Raw genomic sequence first — 14,078 nt, 5'->3', positions numbered from 1 at the left:
TCGCCCCACTTTCCTGCTATCTCCTACCCCCGCCGTCCCGGCCCAAACCAAAAATCCTCCATCCGTTCAAGGGAGCAACAACCATGCGATACCTCCACACCATGCTGCGCGTGCGCAATCTCGATGTCGCGCTGAAGTTTTACCAGGATGCGCTGGGGCTGAAGGAGGTGCGGCGGATCGAGAACGACAAGGGGCGCTTCACGCTGGTGTTCTTGTGCTCGTCGGACGATCTCGAGGCGCTGAAGAAGCAGCCGCAGTCGCGCGGCGCGCCGCTGGTCGAGCTCACCTGGAATTGGGACGAGGAGAAGTATGGCGAGGACCGCTTCTTCGGCCATCTCGCCTATGAGGTCGACGACATCTACGCGACCTGCGAGAAGCTGATGAAGGCGGGCGTCACCATCAACCGTCCGCCGCGCGACGGCAACATGGCCTTCGTGCGCTCGCCCGATTTGCACTCGATCGAGATCTTGCAGAAGGGCGACCCGAAGCCTCCGCAGGAGCCGTGGTCGTCGATGCCCAACATCGGCCATTGGTAGAGCCTTTCCGCGGGAACCAGCCTTGGCCCTAAGCGTTCTCTCTTCGACAATGCAATTGGAGGAGGACGCGATGGGACGCGGAATTTTGTTATGGATGTTGGGTGTGCCGATCCCGGTGATCATCTTGCTGTGGCTGTTCTTCGGCCGCTGATCGCCTGACCAGCTTTGCCCTGCAATGAAAGCTCCGCCTCGGGCGGAGCTTTTTGCATGTCGCCTTTTGCATGCGGACCTTTTTGCATGAGAGGATCGGCGCAATCGCGCATCGCTCGCGGCGGCGGATTCCGCTATCACCCGCGACACCAAAAAACGCTTGGGGAGGATGACGTGCCGGAGCAAAAGCTGACGATCTGGGGCCGCGCCAATTCGGTCAACGTGCAGAAAGTGCTGTGGTGCCTCACCGAGCTTGGCCTGGCTTATGAGCGCATCGACGCCGGCATGGCGTTCGGCAAGACCCGCGAGGCCGACTATCTCGCGATGAACCCCACTGCGCGGATCCCGACGCTGGTCGAGGGCGATTTCACGCTGTGGGAATCCAATTCGATCATGCGCTATCTCTGCCTTGCGCACGGGCGCGGCACGCCGATCTATCCCGAGGCGCCGAAGCTGCGCGCCAGCGTCGACCGCTGGCTCGACTGGACGCTGTCGATGGTGCAGCCGGTCGACCGCCCGGTGTTCTGGGGTATCGTGCGCACGGCGCCCGCCGAGCGCGACATGATCCAGGTGCAGAAGGATGCCGATGCCGCCGCCGAGGTCTGGGCCATCGCCGACCGCCTGCTCTCCACGCGCCCGTTCATGGACGGCGATGCGTTCACCCTCGCCGACATCGCGATCGGCGCCTATGCACGGCGCTGGCTCGGCGTCGAGGGCATCACCCGGCCGACGCAGCCGCATCTGACGCGCTGGCTCGCCGAACTCGGCAAACGGCCCGGTTTTGCGCAATTTGTAGCACCGCCGATGTCGTGAGCGGTGACGCCGCTTAAAATCCGTTGAGAGCACGATGAATCGGCGTTCTCGCGCACGCCGCCGGGAGGCGGCGGCTACTGTGCATGGGGTTGTTTTCGCGTTTTTTTGTTTAAGGCCAGCCGCGTTCGAACAGAAGCACGCAGACGATCAGCACAAGGGTGACGGCCGCGGTGGCGAGCCGCGCGGTCCAGCTCAGGCCGCGGCCGATCCACCACAGCAGCGCGCAATACATCACGAATGGAACGATGATCTCGGGCCGCATGATGTCCGGTGGCATGGGGCTTCAGCGCCTGATCGTGGTCTCGACGCTGATCGAGCCGCCGATCTTGACGCAGGTGCCGGTGCTCTCGACCATGTGGAAGCCGCGGCCATAGGCGGCGCAGGAGCCCGCCTTCGCGCTTCCGCCGGCACCCTTCAGCGGCAGGGCCTTCCCGGCCTGTGGGCGCTCCGCAGGCGGAAGACGCAAGGATTCTGCCGCGGCCGCGGACATGGTCAGCAACGAGATCAAGATGAGGAGCGGCGCACGCATGCGGGCCGTTCTAGCCCGGACCGGCGCCGCGCGCCATCAGGGGGCGCTTCAGATGAACTTGATGCCGGCCGATTTGCCGCGGCGCCAGACCACCTGGCAGCTCCGCCCGGTCCGCGCATCGCGCGCGAACGCCATCCGGATCACGCCCGGGAGCTGGCTCGCATCCTCGTCCAGCGTGATCTTGGCGCCCGTGGCGGAGATGTCCTGGACCAGGCATTGCCGCGCCGCGAACCCGCCGTCGAGCGTGATCCAGGCATGCTGCGACAGCGACTTGCGGGCTGCGCGCTTCTTGGGCGGTGGCATCGGCTCAAATTCTCCCAGTCCAGCGCTAGCTCAGGGAACCTAAGAAACCGTTGAATTCGCCCCGATTGATCCTGGGGTGAGAGGCTATCCACCGGTGCCAAAAGACCGTTCCCGAACGGCTTGCCCAGGGCGCCAAAGGCCATTATAGGTTCGCCCGCTGCAGCCGCCGGGCATGACTCGGGCGGCCAGCGGCCGTGCCGCGGTAAGCGGCGGGGCCCTGGGTTTGCTCCCTTCGTCTATCGGTTAGGACGCCACCCTTTCACGGTGGAGAGAGCGGTTCGATTCCGCTAGGGAGCGCCATCATCCGGGCGTGCGGATGACACGGCGAAATCTGCCACCCCGTATGAACCTCGCTGCCCCTCGCCTCCGACCAATGTCCTGTTGGAACCGGAGGCCCATGGCGCAGAATAAATCTCCCTCGGACGACCAGGCCGGGATTGCCTCGCCGGCGCCGCCGTCATGGATACGCCGTACGGCAGCCTACGCGCCGGAGCGCCGCGCCAGAATGCTGGAGCACATGGCGCGCGCCAGATCGCGGCCTCAGGCCACGGCTGCGCCGGAGCCGTTGCCTACGGCCGGCACGAACATACTCGCTGACGCCTGCGGCTACGCCGTCCTGTTCGGCATCATCGCGCTCCTGTTTCAGTCGCGCGTTCCGCTCTACCTCGGCGCCTTCCTCTTCTTCACTGATGGCGAGCGCATCGAACTCGCTCTTGGAAAGATCGGCATTCGTCTCGAGCCCGGCACGATCGGGCCCGACATCATCAAGGGCTTCGTATCCCTGTTCGGATGGTTCGCGCTGCTGGCCTCGCTGAAAGCGTCCGTCCCCGATTGGCTCGCGGCATGGATGCTTCCGGACGCATCGTGGTCCTTGCTCGCCGGCATCGCGCTTCTGCTCGCCATCGTCGAAGCGTTCGCAACGCGCGCGATGCGGCATGCATTGCCGTGGTTCGGACTTGAGAGCCGACCGGACAGCCTTGGTTGCGCGACGATCAAGTTCGTCATGGTCATTGGCGTGCTGGCTCTGCTGGTGCTGCTCGGATAACGCGATCGTGAGGTCACGGGCCTCATAATCGCGGCGCTATGCCGCCCGCCTCGATCCGCGCATTTACCAGAAATTTACCCCTGCTCGTGAGCGCCGGTATCATTTGCTTAGAATTTGGCTGGTACCGTGGAATTACGGAAAGCCTCCGAAACACGATTGGCGCCCATGTCCGTCGCAGAGTTCCTCAGACAGCGTGCCGTGCAAGTCACCGTGAGTGGCAGCTACTCGCTGCCGCGCTGGTACGATTGCGAGGGCAAGCTGCGTACCTTCGCCTGCCGCACCAGCCGCGTGTCACCGTTCCGCATGATGGTCGACGTTCCCGTGGTCGGAAAGGTCGGCGAGCGCGTGACATCCTACTTCCAGGATTTCGGCGAATTCCAGTGCACCATCAGCGCGACGCTGAAATTGGGCTTCCTGATGGAGCTCGAGATGACGCGGGCCCGGCGCGCCTGGATGTCGGAAAAGCTGACCTGGCTCGAGAAGAAGCAGAAGGACGCCAGCGTCCAGGAGCTGCGGCGTGACGCCCGCTTCGTTCCGCAGGTCGCGCACACCTTCCTGACGCTCGCCGACGGCAGCACCCATGCCTGCTTCATCATCGACGTCTCCACGGCCGGTGTCGCGATATCCTGCGAATACGATCCGCCAGTGGGAACTCCGCTTGCGGTCGGCGCTTGCGTCGGGCGCGTGATCCGCAAATTCGAAAACGGCTTTGCTGTCAAATTCGCCGAAAAGCAGTCGCGGGACGACGTCGTCCGGCTGATCGTCCGCTCGCCCATGCTGCAATCGGCCTGATCCTCCGGCCGCGCCGCCCTATCGCAGCCCTATTTCGAGATAAGCTTTTGAAGGTCCGCGTCTCGTGCCGTGGATCATCTGCAGACTTGCGATCGGGGGACCGAATGGCAGTCGAGAAAATTACGGTCGAAAAGATCAGAGTCGAAAAGATCACCTGGGACAAGGTCGGCCGGGTCACCGAGCCCGGACGCTACATGTACACCTTCGGCTGGCTCACCATCACCGCCGGCGATCTCGATATCTGGAAGCAATACCCGCAGGCCGCGTTCACGCTGATGGCGCAGCATTCCGAGCCGGACGCATCCATCGGCGAGGAATTCCATCTCGGTGCCTTCGACGTCGCGCCCGACACACCGCCGCCGTTCACCACGCATTGAGACAGTCAAACCGGGGCTGGGGATCGGCTGGAACTCAGGCCGCGACGGGAACGCGTGGCATGGGCGTTGCTTTATCATGGCCATGACTCACATCCCCGCTGTCGATCAGGCCTTCCTGCTGTTGCTCATCGTGTTCTGCCTTGGCACGTGCCTCATACGCGCGTTCTGGGAGCTGGAGCAGGTCCGGACACGCCGGATCGCATCATCCTCCCGCGCGACGAAGCGTGACTAGACCGGCCGCGCGTCGGCCGGACGGGACGATCCCGTCTCTGGACTTGGCGCGGCGACACGTGCATCGTGAATCGAAGAAACCTGCACATTGCCTTGATCTGACTTACCAATCGCGATCCGATGACGGCGCGCGACCGTTGTCATGGATGACGAGGTGATTCTGTCATGCAATTGATTGCCCTCTGTATTGTGCACCTCGGCGACTGTCCTGATGAACGCAGGCTGTCGCGCTTGTTAAGAGACGCGACAGCTAGCGCATGACACAAGGTCGCATCGGTGAATGTAGATAAGCGGATCAAGGGAACCTATTTTCGGCGCCGATGTACCTGATTGAAGCGTTACCCACCGTCATCGGAACGGCCGCCATTGCCCCGGCGCTGCTGATGCTGTGGCTTGTCATTGCCGCCGAGGAACGCCCGGGACCGCCGGCCCAGGTCTGGACCGCGTTCCTGCTCGGCGCGGCCAGCATTTCGCTGCTGGGCCTGGCCCGCGCCCCTTTCGCTAAAATGGTCGCGGCCCCGGACAACCCTTGGGCGGCGCTGGCCATGCATTCGATCTTCGGGGTCGCGCTGCCGGAGGAAGCGGTCAAGGTGATCGTGATCGTGCTGGTCGCCTCGACAAAGCGGCGGACCTTCGCCAATCCGATGGACACCGTGGTCTATGGCGCCGCCGTGGGCCTGGGCTTCGCCGCCTACGAGAACCTCGCCTATCTCGTCCAGCACGCCGAGATGTGGCGTTCGCTGGCCGCGTTGCGCAGCGTGCTGACCGTACCGTTCCACGGCGCGCTCGGCATCATCGCCGGCGCCTATCTGACCATCGCGCGCGCCGGCACGGCGCTGGGTGCGAACCGCCATCATCGCGACTGGGCTCGTCTTTCCAGCCGGCTGCTGATCTTCGCAGGCCCGCTCGCCCTGCATTCGGCCTTCGACTTCCCCCTGCTCACACTTCAGCGCATGCCGGATCTCGATCCGACGCTGCGGATGTGGCTGGGCGGCGCGAGCCTGCTGATCGGCTTCAGCTCGATCGCCTTCGCCATCCGCCTGGTGCGGCGCGTCGCGCGCCATCACGCGCCCCGGACTGACGTTGCGCGCGAGCGCCTCAGCCAGCTCCGCCGGATGTGGGCGTTGCTGCTCGCGGGCGGCGGCGTCGGCTTTCTCGGTCTCGCCTTCGTGCTGACCTCGATCCATCACTGGCTCATCAACCCCGAGCGCAATCTGACGCTGGCCCTGATCCCGATCGGCTTGGTTTCGATCCTGCTCGGCCTCGCACTTCTGATCGTCACGACCGCGATCTATGTTCTCGGCCGCAACCGCATCCGCACCAGCGGCGAAGGTTTTTCGTCGGCGCACGGCGGCGGCTGAGCCGCGGGTGGCAAGCGCGGTGTGCGCGTACTAGACTAGATTGAACACACACTTCTCGATCCGGAGCTTGCCAATGACATCGCCTGAGGATTTTTCCCGGCTGCAATCCGCCATGAGCCGGACGGTCAAGGCACATTGGAAGGCCTTCCTGTTCGAAGGCATCCTGCTTGCAGTGCTCGGCGTTGCCGCGCTGATCCTGCCGCCGCTCGCAAGCCTTGCGATCGCGATCTTCCTCGGCTGGATGTTCCTGATCAGCGGCATCGGCGGATTGATCGCCACCTATTGGGCGCGCAGCACGCCGGGCTTCTGGTGGTCGCTGATCTCGGCCGCGCTCGCCGTGCTCGCAGGCATGCTCCTGCTGGCGCGGCCGATGCAGGCCGTCCTGACGCTGACCATCGTGCTCGGCGCCTATTTCCTAGCCGAGGGCGTCGCCACCATCATGTACGCACTGGAGCACCGCCGCGAGCCGGGCGGCCGCTGGTCGTGGCTCCTGATCTCGGGCCTCCTCGACATCGCGATCTCGTTCATGGTAGTCACGGGATTGCCGAGCTCGGCCGAATGGGCGATCGGCATCCTCGTCGGCATCAACCTGCTGTTCGGCGGCGCCTCTTTGATCGGCATGGCGCTGGCGGCACGCAAAAGCAACAGTTGAGGCGCCCCGAGGCCCTCACATCTATTGGGGGGGTGACAACCCGCCGATCGCGCGCTATATCACTGGCCATGATCACCCTCGTCACCAGCTATTTTTGGTATTTTAGCTACGACAGCTCGCTGGCGGCAGGAGGATCGCGCTCAATCTGAAACATTGCAGCAAACGTCCGAACAAGCCGCCAGACCTGGCGGCTTTTTTATTGGCCGGCAGGGTCTCAAAATAATAGGAGCCCGCCGTGCTGAGCACGACCGACGATCTTCGTATCCGCGAACTGAAAGAGCTGAGCACGCCCGAAGAGGTGATGCGGGAAGTCCCGCGCACGCTCACGGCGACGCGCGTGGTGATGGCGGCACGCAACGCCATCCATGCGATCCTCAATGGCCAGGACGACCGGCTTCTGGTCGTGGTCGGCCCCTGCTCGGTGCACGATCCCAGGGCCGCGCTCGAATATGCCGAGCGCCTCGCGAGCTTGCGCGAAGAGCTTGCCGACCAGCTCGAGATCGTGATGCGGGTCTATTTCGAGAAGCCGCGCACCACGGTGGGCTGGAAGGGCCTGATCAACGATCCTGATCTGGACGGCAGCTTCGATATCAACAAGGGCCTTCGGCTGGCGCGCAATGTGCTTTCGGCGGTGAATAATCTCGGCCTGCCGGCCGGCACCGAATTCCTCGACATGACGACGCCGCAATACATTGCGGACCTCGTGTCCTGGGCCGCGATCGGCGCGCGCACGACCGAAAGCCAGATCCATCGCGAGCTGGCCTCGGGGCTGTCCTGCCCGGTCGGGTTCAAGAACGGCACCGACGGCAATGTGCGCATCGCAGCGGACGCGGTGAAGTCGGCCTCGAATCCGCATCATTTCATGGCGGTGACCAAGCTCGGCCGCTCGGCGATCGCCTCAACCGCGGGCAACGAGGATTGTCACATCATCCTGCGCGGCGGCAGCACGCCGAACTACGATGCGGCAAGCGTCGCAGCGGCCTGCAACGATCTGGCCAAAGCAAGCGTCGCACCGCTCGTGATGGTCGATGCGAGCCACGCCAATTCGAGCAAGAAGCCGGAAAACCAGCCGCTTGTGACGGCCGACATTGCCAGGCAGATTTCCGGCGGCGAGAACCGCATCATGGGGGTGATGATCGAGAGCAATCTCGTCGCCGGCCGCCAGGACGTGGTGCCGGGCAAGCCGCTCACCTATGGCCAGAGCATCACGGATGGCTGCATCGACTGGGCGACCACGGCAACCGTGCTCAAGCAGCTCGCTGACGCGGTCGAGATCCGGCGCAACACCAAGCGCGCAGGACTGCACGAGCGCTCCGCCTGACCAAACGATTGCGGGCGGGGTGAGGCTGTCGCATCCTGCCCGCCGTTGCGGCGCCTAACAGCCGCGGCAGATGCTCTTGATCTTCTTGTCGAGCGCCTGATTTTCCTTGCTGAGGGGATCGTTCGGGTCGCTCAGGTTCTTCTCATTTGGCACGTCGCCGGCGCGCGGCTGCCGATGACCGACGGGCGCAGGCGGCAAAGTACCCGCCGATTGTCCCGAGGTCGTCGATCCCTTGCTTCCCGTCTGCGCGAAGCCGGCGCTGCCGAACACCGTCAGAAGGGACAGTGCCAGGATGATGCTTTTCATTTTGCTTCTCCATTCCTCGAGCCAGCATCTCCATCACGACCAATCAGGTCTCGGGCGGATAGAGGTGAACGTCGCCGCAATAATCCACGATACGATAGCGCGTTTCTTGATCTGCATCACGCGCATCAGGTGCGGTATTTTGCATCGGCAACACGTAATTCGGCCCCACCGGCGACTTGCCGGCGCCGCCGGGAATGTCGATGACATAGTCGGGCTGACACAGTCCGGACACCCGTCCGCGCAGCTGCCGCATCAAATTCTGGCCCTCGGCGAGCGTCGCTCGCAGATGCGACGTGCCGGGCGCGAGATCGCCGTGATGCAGATAATAGGGCTTGATCCGGCATTCGACGAAAGCTCGCATCAAATCCGACAGAGCGGTCAAATTGTCATTGACGCCGCGCAAAAGCACGGACTGGCTCACCATGGGAATCCCGGCATCGACCAGCCGCGCGCAGGCGGCACGCGCCGGCCCCGTCAGTTCGCGCGCATGGTTGGCATGCAGCGCCACCCAGGTGGTGGCGCCTTCGACCTTCAGCGCAGCCACCATCTCCTCGCTGATGCGCGCGGGCTCGGCCACCGGCACGCGGGTGTGAAGGCGGATGATCTTGACGTGATCGATGCCGGCAAGATCCGCCATGATCTCGCTCATCCGCCGCGGCGACAACATCAGGGGATCGCCCCCGGTCAGGATCACCTCCCAGATCTCGCCGTGCGCGCGGATATAGTCGATCGCCGCGCGATAGGCGCCGTCCGAGAGCGCGTTCTCCTTGCCGGGTCCGACCATCTCGCGGCGGAAGCAGAAGCGGCAATAGACCGCGCAGACGTGAACGAGCTTGAACAGCACGCGGTCAGGATAGCGATGCACGATCCCGGGAACCGGCGAGTGCGGATGATCGCCGATCGGATCTGCGTTCTCGCCCGGCTGCATCTCCAGCTCCGCGGCAGTCGGAACGAATTGCCGCGCAATGGGATCGTCGGGATCGGACCTGTCGATCAGATCGACCAGCGCCGGCGTGATCGCGACCGCATAGCGTGCGGCAACGCGATCGAGCGCCGGCAGCGCTGTGGCCGGCGCCAGCTGCTCGGCCACAAGGTCGGCCGGCTCGCGCAATGTGCGTGCAAGATTGCTCTTCGTCATGTCTCGCTTAACGTTTCATTTGTAGGCGGCGTCCACACTACCTGATCAATTCGCGACGCGCCGCTCGCCAGCATCACCAGCCGGTCGAAGCCGAGCGCGACGCCGCTTGCCTCCGGCATCGCCGCGACCGCGGCCAGAAAGTCCTCGTCCAGCGGATAGGCTTCGCCGTAGCGGCGCTGCTTCTCCGCCATGGATTGCGTGAAGCGCTTGCGCTGCTCGTCGGCGTCGGTCAGTTCGCCAAAACCGTTGGCGAGTTCGACACCGCAGGCATAGACCTCGAACCGCTCGGCAACGCGGGGATCGCCCGCCTTCACGCGCGCCAGTGCCGCCTCTGGAGATGGGTATTCAAACAGAATGGTCAAACGCCCCTGCCCCAGATGCGGCTCGACATGCTCGACCAGAAGCTTGCTGAAGATGTCGGACCAGGTGTCATCCTCGGCCACGCGGATCTTGCCGGCAGCGGCCCGGGCGAGCGCGGCGCGGTCGCCCTCGCCGCCGGAAATGGTCGCAAGCAGGTCGATTTCCGCAAACTGCTCGAAGGCGCCGGCTACCGTCACAAGCTCAGGCTCGGCGAAGGGATCGGCGGTCCGGCCGCGGAAGGCGAAGGTGCCGATACCGGTCGCCTGGGCCGCGCGGGCGATGAGGACGACGCAGTCGGCCATGATGGCGTCATAGGGGGCGTCTGCCCGGTACCATTCCAGCATGGTGAATTCGGGCAAATGCAGGTCGCCGCGCTCGCGGTCCCGGAACACCCGGGCGAACTCGAAAATCCGAGTCTCTCCGGCCGCCAGCAGCTTCTTGCAGGCGAATTCCGGCGAAGTTCGCAAATATCGGCTCACACGGCTGCCGTCGGGTCGCATGATCTCCGTCCGGGGGGCGTGCAGGTGGGTCTCGTTGCCCGGAGAGACCTGGAGAACGGAGGTTTCGACCTCGACGAAGGCCTGCTCGGCGAAAAATCCCCGTAGAGCCCCGGTGATGGCTCCCCTGGCCTGCAGGAACGGCTGGCGGTCGAGATGCCGCGAGGGGGACCAGAACGGCGACATCGGCTTGTCCCCAGACATTAGCCGGCCGCCCCGCAGGCCAGCAAAATGCTGGCATCCAACGGCAAAACCAGTATGTTGCGGCCCGAAACAGGTGCCGCGGTCTGATTTGGGGCCCCAGGTCCCCCATCAATTTGACCACGTCCTGGCCCGAGCCGGGCCAAGCAAGCAGGAAATACAGCTTTGAGAGTCATCGCCAGTTCTATTCGCAAGGGCAACGTGATCGAGCAAGACGGCAAGCTATATGTCGTCGTGACCGCCGAGAACATCCATCCCGGCAAGGGCACCCCGGTCAGCCAGATCGAAATGCGCCGAATCTCGGACGGGGTAAAGATCTCCGAGCGCTACAAGACCACCGACCAGGTCGAGAAGGCCACGATCGAAGAGCGCAACTTCACCTATCTCTATGAAGACGGTGACGGTTTCCACTTCATGAACCCGGAAACCTATGACCAGGTCCAGGTGTCCAAGGACGTCATCGGCGACGCCGCGGCCTATCTTCAGGAGAGCATGACGGTCAAATTGTCGACCCATGACGTCAACGTGGTGTCGATCGCGTTGCCGCAGCGCGTGACGCTGGAAGTGGTCGAGACCGAGCCCGTGACAAAGGGCCAGACCGCTTCCTCGTCCTACAAGCCCGCGATTTTGTCGAACGGCGTGCGCACCACGGTGCCGCCGCACATCGCCGTCGGCACCCGAATCGTGGTGATGACCGAAGACGGCTCCTACTCCGAACGCGCCAAGGACTGACGGGGCCAAAGCGAGCGCAACAGGTGCCGCCGGGGGGCGAGACAGTGGTTGGGAACGGTTTCCGCTTCGTCTCGCAACTTCTGGCGTCGCTTTCGCTCCTCATTGCCTCTCCGCTCGCTGCGGATGAGTTCCGCAGCCCCTCGCTCACGGCGCTGCGCGTCGATTGGCGCGCGGCGCTCGACCAGCTCCGCACCGAAATCAACACCCATCCACGGGCCGCGGACGATTTCATCTTCGCCCCCCGTCGTTCGGTGCCGCGCTACGATCCACGTGCGATGCCGGCGCTGGTGCAGCTCAACGCGATCTCTTCGCAATTTTTCACCGGCATCGCCCGCAGCTCCGTGCCCGTGCTGCTGCCGTTCGACACAGCCGCTTATTTCGAAGCACGGCGCAATGGCGCGCCGACGACCCTCGCGCTGTCGCGCTACCAGGCCGACTTCAGTTCCGTCGACATGTTCGATGCCGGCCCCGCCGGCTACAGCGCGACCTTTTCGTTCGAGCCTGGCGCCGGAGACGGCATGCCGAGCCGGGTGTTCGCAAGGCCGGTCGAGGTGCAGATCACGGGTTCTGCGCTCGTCTATGACATTGCCGATCCCTCGGGCGGCAAGGGCGACCCGGTCAAACCGCTCGCGGCGCTCTACCCGGACCTGCGCAAGTTCATCAGGGAAGGCTATGTGCGCTACGCTTTCACCCGTTTCGGCGTCGCCTATGTGGTGTCGATCCAATGCCTCGATAGCGTCGCCAAGCCGCGGCGACTTGCCTGCAAGGAGGCCTATCCGGTCGCCGAACGCTTCCTGAAGGCGCTGCGCGTGGCCGGCGGCCAGCGCATGCGGCCGCTGACGGACATCGCTTCCAACATTCTCGATCGTCCCGGGGTACGTTCCCCGGACTTCACCTACCGGCCGAGCGGCGACATCATCCCGAACACCGGCTATCGCAAGCAGGGCGGCCATCCCGACGTGATGGCCTACGCACAGATCCGCTTTCCTCTCGATAAGGCGCCCGCGTTCGTACACTCGCAATCCTATGCCAAGCGCGACAAGATGGAGAGCACGACCGCCTATCCCTGGCGCGACAATTTTTGCGAGTCCCGCAGTTTCGAGGTCTGGCAATGCGGCGGCGGTTATGGCCATCAGGGCGAGGACATCCGCGCGGCCGAGTGCCCGCCGCCCGGTGAAGGCCGCCAAGCCTGTGATCCCAAGCAGCGCGCCGTCGTCGCCGTGCGGGATGCGAGGGTCATACGCGCCTCCAAGGACCAGGCCGTGACGCTGCAAATCAACAGCCGGACCGAGCACATCCGTTTCCGCTACATGCATATGAACCCGCAGGCGCTGAACGCAGATGGCCTGCTCAATGGCCGCATCGTATCGGAGGGCGAGAAGATCGGCGTGGTCTCGAACTATCTCGACCATCCCGCCGGCACCTCGATGCACCTGCATTTCGACGTGCAGGTGTTCACTCGCGACGGCTGGATCTGGGTCAGTCCTTACGTCACGCTCGTCTCGGCGTACGAGCGCCTGATCCGCGCCCGCGGCCGCGAGGTCGGCCCGGAGATCGCCGGCACGCCGCAGCCCGTGGCGCATGCGCTACCGGAGGACGTGCTCAAGCCGGACCTGCGCGAGGGATCGGGCGGCGACGAGAACTGACGGCTTGCTCCTTCCATTGCCAGGCAGTGCAACAGCGTGTTTGTCGCACACACCGCCCGCTGGAAGGCCGAAGGAACTGGGTTGATGAGTGTCGGACTGATTGGTCTTCTCGACGATATCGCGGCGATTGCGAAGGTTGCGGCAGCCTCGCTCGACGATGTAGCGGGCCAGACGGCCAAGGCGGGAGCAAAGGCGGCTGGCGTGGTCATCGATGATGCAGCCGTCACGCCGAACTACGTGATCGGCTTTGCCTCGAAACGCGAACTGCCGATCGTGGGCAAGATTGCGGTCGGGTCGCTGCGCAACAAATTGCTGATCCTGCTGCCCATCGCTTTGTTGCTTGGTTATTTCCTTCCCGCCGCCGTCACGCCGCTGCTCATGCTGGGCGGCGCCTTTCTCTGCTACGAGGGTGCCGAGAAGGTGCTCGAGGCCGCAATGCCGCATGATGCGCACCACCACGAAGCTCAGTCCCAGCCGATTGCATTGAATGCGCGGTCGGTCGAGGACGAGAAGGTTGCGAGCGCGATCAAGACGGATTTCATCCTGTCGGCGGAGATCATGGCGATCACGCTGGCAGCCGTGCCGGCGGGCAGCATCTGGACGCAGGCGCTCGTGCTGGCGCTCGTCGCCATTTTCATCACAGTTGGTGTCTACGGCGTGGTCGCCCTGATCGTGAAGGCGGACGATGTCGGCCTGGCCCTTGCGCGGTATGACGGCGCTTCGGTCATTGGCAGCGCAATCCGCTTGCTTGGACGTGCGCTCGTCCGCGGCATGCCTGCCTTCCTGGCGGTGCTGAGCACCATCGGCACCGCCGCCATGATCTGGGTCGGCGGCGGCATCATCCTGCACGGCATCGAACAATACGGCCCACCGGCGATCGGCCAAACGGTCCATGCCGCGACCGAGGCTGCCGCGCACCTCCTTCCGTCCATTGCCGGCATCGTCGAATGGTCGGTCGAAGCAGCCATCTCGGGCGTCATTGGGCTCCTTGTCGGCGCGGTTGCGATACCGGCCGTCACATACGGTCTTTCACCGCTATGGAAACGTGTGAAGCGATCGCAGCCCACCTGAACAAGAGCCGCTTCGGA

The 14,078-nt window shown here is 64.2% G+C and carries 18 protein-coding genes and 1 tRNA gene; 13 read left to right on the top strand and 6 right to left on the bottom strand.

All coding sequences use genetic code 11. The features are described from left to right. Positions 1–83: 83 nt before the first annotated feature. Together GWG67_RS25050 and GWG67_RS25045 are read left to right on the top strand one after the other, a co-directional pair. The gene (locus GWG67_RS25050; RefSeq protein WP_275172008.1) at positions 84–536 is read left to right on the top strand and encodes a VOC family protein; all 453 of its coding nucleotides are present in this window, start codon (positions 84–86) and stop codon (positions 534–536) included. A 324-nt stretch (positions 537–860) separates the two neighbouring features. Next, the gene (locus tag GWG67_RS25045; RefSeq protein ID WP_275172007.1) at positions 861–1,499 is read left to right on the top strand and encodes a glutathione S-transferase family protein; all 639 of its coding nucleotides are present in this window, start codon (positions 861–863) and stop codon (positions 1,497–1,499) included. Between the two features lie 109 nt (positions 1,500–1,608). Here GWG67_RS25045 and GWG67_RS25040 read toward each other — a convergent pair whose 3' ends face one another. From GWG67_RS25040 to GWG67_RS25030, 3 genes are read right to left on the bottom strand one after another with little or no spacing between them, the layout of a single operon-like run. Then, the gene (locus GWG67_RS25040; RefSeq protein ID WP_247397846.1) at positions 1,609–1,776 is read right to left on the bottom strand and encodes a hypothetical protein; all 168 of its coding nucleotides are present in this window, start codon (positions 1,774–1,776) and stop codon (positions 1,609–1,611) included. Positions 1,777–1,782: 6 nt separating this feature from the next. Next, a complete protein-coding gene (locus GWG67_RS25035; RefSeq protein ID WP_275172006.1) occupies positions 1,783–2,028 on the bottom strand; it encodes a hypothetical protein in 246 nt (81 codons plus the stop codon). 48 nt (positions 2,029–2,076) lie between these two features. After that, positions 2,077–2,331: a PilZ domain-containing protein gene (locus tag GWG67_RS25030; RefSeq protein WP_007591415.1), complete on the bottom strand. Its 255-nt coding sequence runs from the start codon at positions 2,329–2,331 to the stop codon at positions 2,077–2,079. A 225-nt stretch (positions 2,332–2,556) separates the two neighbouring features. On the opposite strand from GWG67_RS25030, the gene GWG67_RS25025 reads away from it, so the two are divergent. The 8 genes from GWG67_RS25025 to GWG67_RS24990 all read left to right on the top strand — a co-directional run bounded on the left by GWG67_RS25025 (position 2,557) and on the right by GWG67_RS24990 (position 8,110). Beyond that, positions 2,557–2,631, top strand: a tRNA-Glu gene (locus tag GWG67_RS25025). Positions 2,632–2,728: 97 nt separating this feature from the next. After that, a complete protein-coding gene (locus tag GWG67_RS25020; RefSeq protein WP_275172005.1) occupies positions 2,729–3,376 on the top strand; it encodes a hypothetical protein in 648 nt (215 codons plus the stop codon). A gap of 165 nt (positions 3,377–3,541) precedes the next feature. Beyond that, complete coding sequence (locus tag GWG67_RS25015) at positions 3,542–4,168, top strand: pilus assembly protein PilZ (protein WP_007609965.1); 627 nt, start codon at positions 3,542–3,544, stop codon at positions 4,166–4,168. Between the two features lie 119 nt (positions 4,169–4,287). Beyond that, positions 4,288–4,545, top strand: a complete 258-nt coding sequence (locus GWG67_RS25010) for a hypothetical protein (RefSeq protein ID WP_275172018.1) — start codon at positions 4,288–4,290, stop codon at positions 4,543–4,545. 76 nt (positions 4,546–4,621) lie between these two features. Beyond that, positions 4,622–4,777: a hypothetical protein gene (locus GWG67_RS25005; protein ID WP_275172004.1), complete on the top strand. Its 156-nt coding sequence runs from the start codon at positions 4,622–4,624 to the stop codon at positions 4,775–4,777. Between the two features lie 319 nt (positions 4,778–5,096). Next, entirely contained in the window at positions 5,097–6,137 is a 1,041-nt protein-coding gene (locus GWG67_RS25000) for a PrsW family glutamic-type intramembrane protease (protein WP_275172003.1), read from the top strand. A gap of 73 nt (positions 6,138–6,210) precedes the next feature. Then, on the top strand, positions 6,211–6,789 hold the full coding sequence (locus tag GWG67_RS24995) for an HdeD family acid-resistance protein (RefSeq protein WP_275172002.1): 579 nt from the start codon (positions 6,211–6,213) through the stop codon (positions 6,787–6,789). A 235-nt stretch (positions 6,790–7,024) separates the two neighbouring features. Then, positions 7,025–8,110 (top strand): 3-deoxy-7-phosphoheptulonate synthase, encoded by a 1,086-nt coding sequence (locus tag GWG67_RS24990; RefSeq protein ID WP_275172001.1) that lies wholly within the window; start codon positions 7,025–7,027, stop codon positions 8,108–8,110. Positions 8,111–8,164: 54 nt separating this feature from the next. On the opposite strand, the gene GWG67_RS24985 is transcribed toward GWG67_RS24990, so the two are convergent. Genes GWG67_RS24985 through epmA form a run of 3 tightly spaced genes read right to left on the bottom strand, consistent with a single transcriptional unit; the run spans position 8,165 to position 10,615 of the window. Further along, positions 8,165–8,416 (bottom strand): hypothetical protein, encoded by a 252-nt coding sequence (locus tag GWG67_RS24985; protein ID WP_275172000.1) that lies wholly within the window; start codon positions 8,414–8,416, stop codon positions 8,165–8,167. 43 nt (positions 8,417–8,459) lie between these two features. Next, complete coding sequence (locus tag GWG67_RS24980; protein ID WP_275171999.1) at positions 8,460–9,554, bottom strand: lysine-2,3-aminomutase-like protein; 1,095 nt, start codon at positions 9,552–9,554, stop codon at positions 8,460–8,462. Beyond that, positions 9,551–10,615 carry an EF-P lysine aminoacylase EpmA gene (gene epmA / locus GWG67_RS24975; RefSeq protein ID WP_275171998.1) on the bottom strand — a complete coding sequence of 355 codons (1,065 nt, stop codon included), beginning with the start codon at positions 10,613–10,615 and terminating at the stop codon, positions 9,551–9,553. Before epmA ends, GWG67_RS24980 begins: the two co-directional genes overlap by 4 nt. Before the next feature lie 162 nt (positions 10,616–10,777). Here epmA and efp point away from each other — a divergent pair, with 162 nt between their 5' ends. The 3 genes from efp to GWG67_RS24960 all read left to right on the top strand — a co-directional run bounded on the left by efp (position 10,778) and on the right by GWG67_RS24960 (position 14,061). Then, positions 10,778–11,344 (top strand): elongation factor P, encoded by a 567-nt coding sequence (gene efp, locus GWG67_RS24970; protein WP_027569909.1) that lies wholly within the window; start codon positions 10,778–10,780, stop codon positions 11,342–11,344. A 23-nt stretch (positions 11,345–11,367) separates the two neighbouring features. Beyond that, entirely contained in the window at positions 11,368–12,990 is a 1,623-nt protein-coding gene (locus tag GWG67_RS24965) for a M23 family peptidase (protein WP_275171997.1), read from the top strand. A gap of 84 nt (positions 12,991–13,074) precedes the next feature. Beyond that, positions 13,075–14,061: a DUF808 domain-containing protein gene (locus GWG67_RS24960; RefSeq protein ID WP_275171996.1), complete on the top strand. Its 987-nt coding sequence runs from the start codon at positions 13,075–13,077 to the stop codon at positions 14,059–14,061. Positions 14,062–14,078 lie beyond the last annotated feature (17 nt).

The organism is Bradyrhizobium sp. CSS354 (assembly GCF_029051725.1).
GTDB lineage: Bacteria > Pseudomonadota > Alphaproteobacteria > Rhizobiales > Xanthobacteraceae > Bradyrhizobium.
Note: the sequence above shows the minus strand (reverse complement) of the source record. Positions and strands in the feature narration are given on the sequence as shown.

What these genes read in the sequence shown, in the direction of transcription:
- GWG67_RS25050 (WP_275172008.1), top strand. Translation starts at nt 84, where the DNA reads ATGCGATACCTCCACACCATGCTGCGCGTGCGCAATCTCGATGTCGCG.
- GWG67_RS25040 (WP_247397846.1), bottom strand. Translation starts at nt 1,776, where the DNA reads ATGCCACCGGACATCATGCGGCCCGAGATCATCGTTCCATTCGTGATG.
- GWG67_RS25035 (WP_275172006.1), bottom strand. Translation starts at nt 2,028, where the DNA reads ATGCGTGCGCCGCTCCTCATCTTGATCTCGTTGCTGACCATGTCCGCG.
- GWG67_RS25030 (WP_007591415.1), bottom strand. Translation starts at nt 2,331, where the DNA reads ATGCCACCGCCCAAGAAGCGCGCAGCCCGCAAGTCGCTGTCGCAGCAT.
- GWG67_RS25020 (WP_275172005.1), top strand. Translation starts at nt 2,729, where the DNA reads ATGGCGCAGAATAAATCTCCCTCGGACGACCAGGCCGGGATTGCCTCG.
- GWG67_RS25015 (WP_007609965.1), top strand. Translation starts at nt 3,542, where the DNA reads ATGTCCGTCGCAGAGTTCCTCAGACAGCGTGCCGTGCAAGTCACCGTG.
- GWG67_RS25005 (WP_275172004.1), top strand. Translation starts at nt 4,622, where the DNA reads ATGGCCATGACTCACATCCCCGCTGTCGATCAGGCCTTCCTGCTGTTG.
- GWG67_RS25000 (WP_275172003.1), top strand. Translation starts at nt 5,097, where the DNA reads ATGTACCTGATTGAAGCGTTACCCACCGTCATCGGAACGGCCGCCATT.
- GWG67_RS24995 (WP_275172002.1), top strand. Translation starts at nt 6,211, where the DNA reads ATGACATCGCCTGAGGATTTTTCCCGGCTGCAATCCGCCATGAGCCGG.
- GWG67_RS24985 (WP_275172000.1), bottom strand. Translation starts at nt 8,416, where the DNA reads ATGAAAAGCATCATCCTGGCACTGTCCCTTCTGACGGTGTTCGGCAGC.
- GWG67_RS24980 (WP_275171999.1), bottom strand. Translation starts at nt 9,554, where the DNA reads ATGACGAAGAGCAATCTTGCACGCACATTGCGCGAGCCGGCCGACCTT.
- epmA (WP_275171998.1), bottom strand. Translation starts at nt 10,615, where the DNA reads ATGTCTGGGGACAAGCCGATGTCGCCGTTCTGGTCCCCCTCGCGGCAT.
- GWG67_RS24960 (WP_275171996.1), top strand. Translation starts at nt 13,075, where the DNA reads ATGAGTGTCGGACTGATTGGTCTTCTCGACGATATCGCGGCGATTGCG.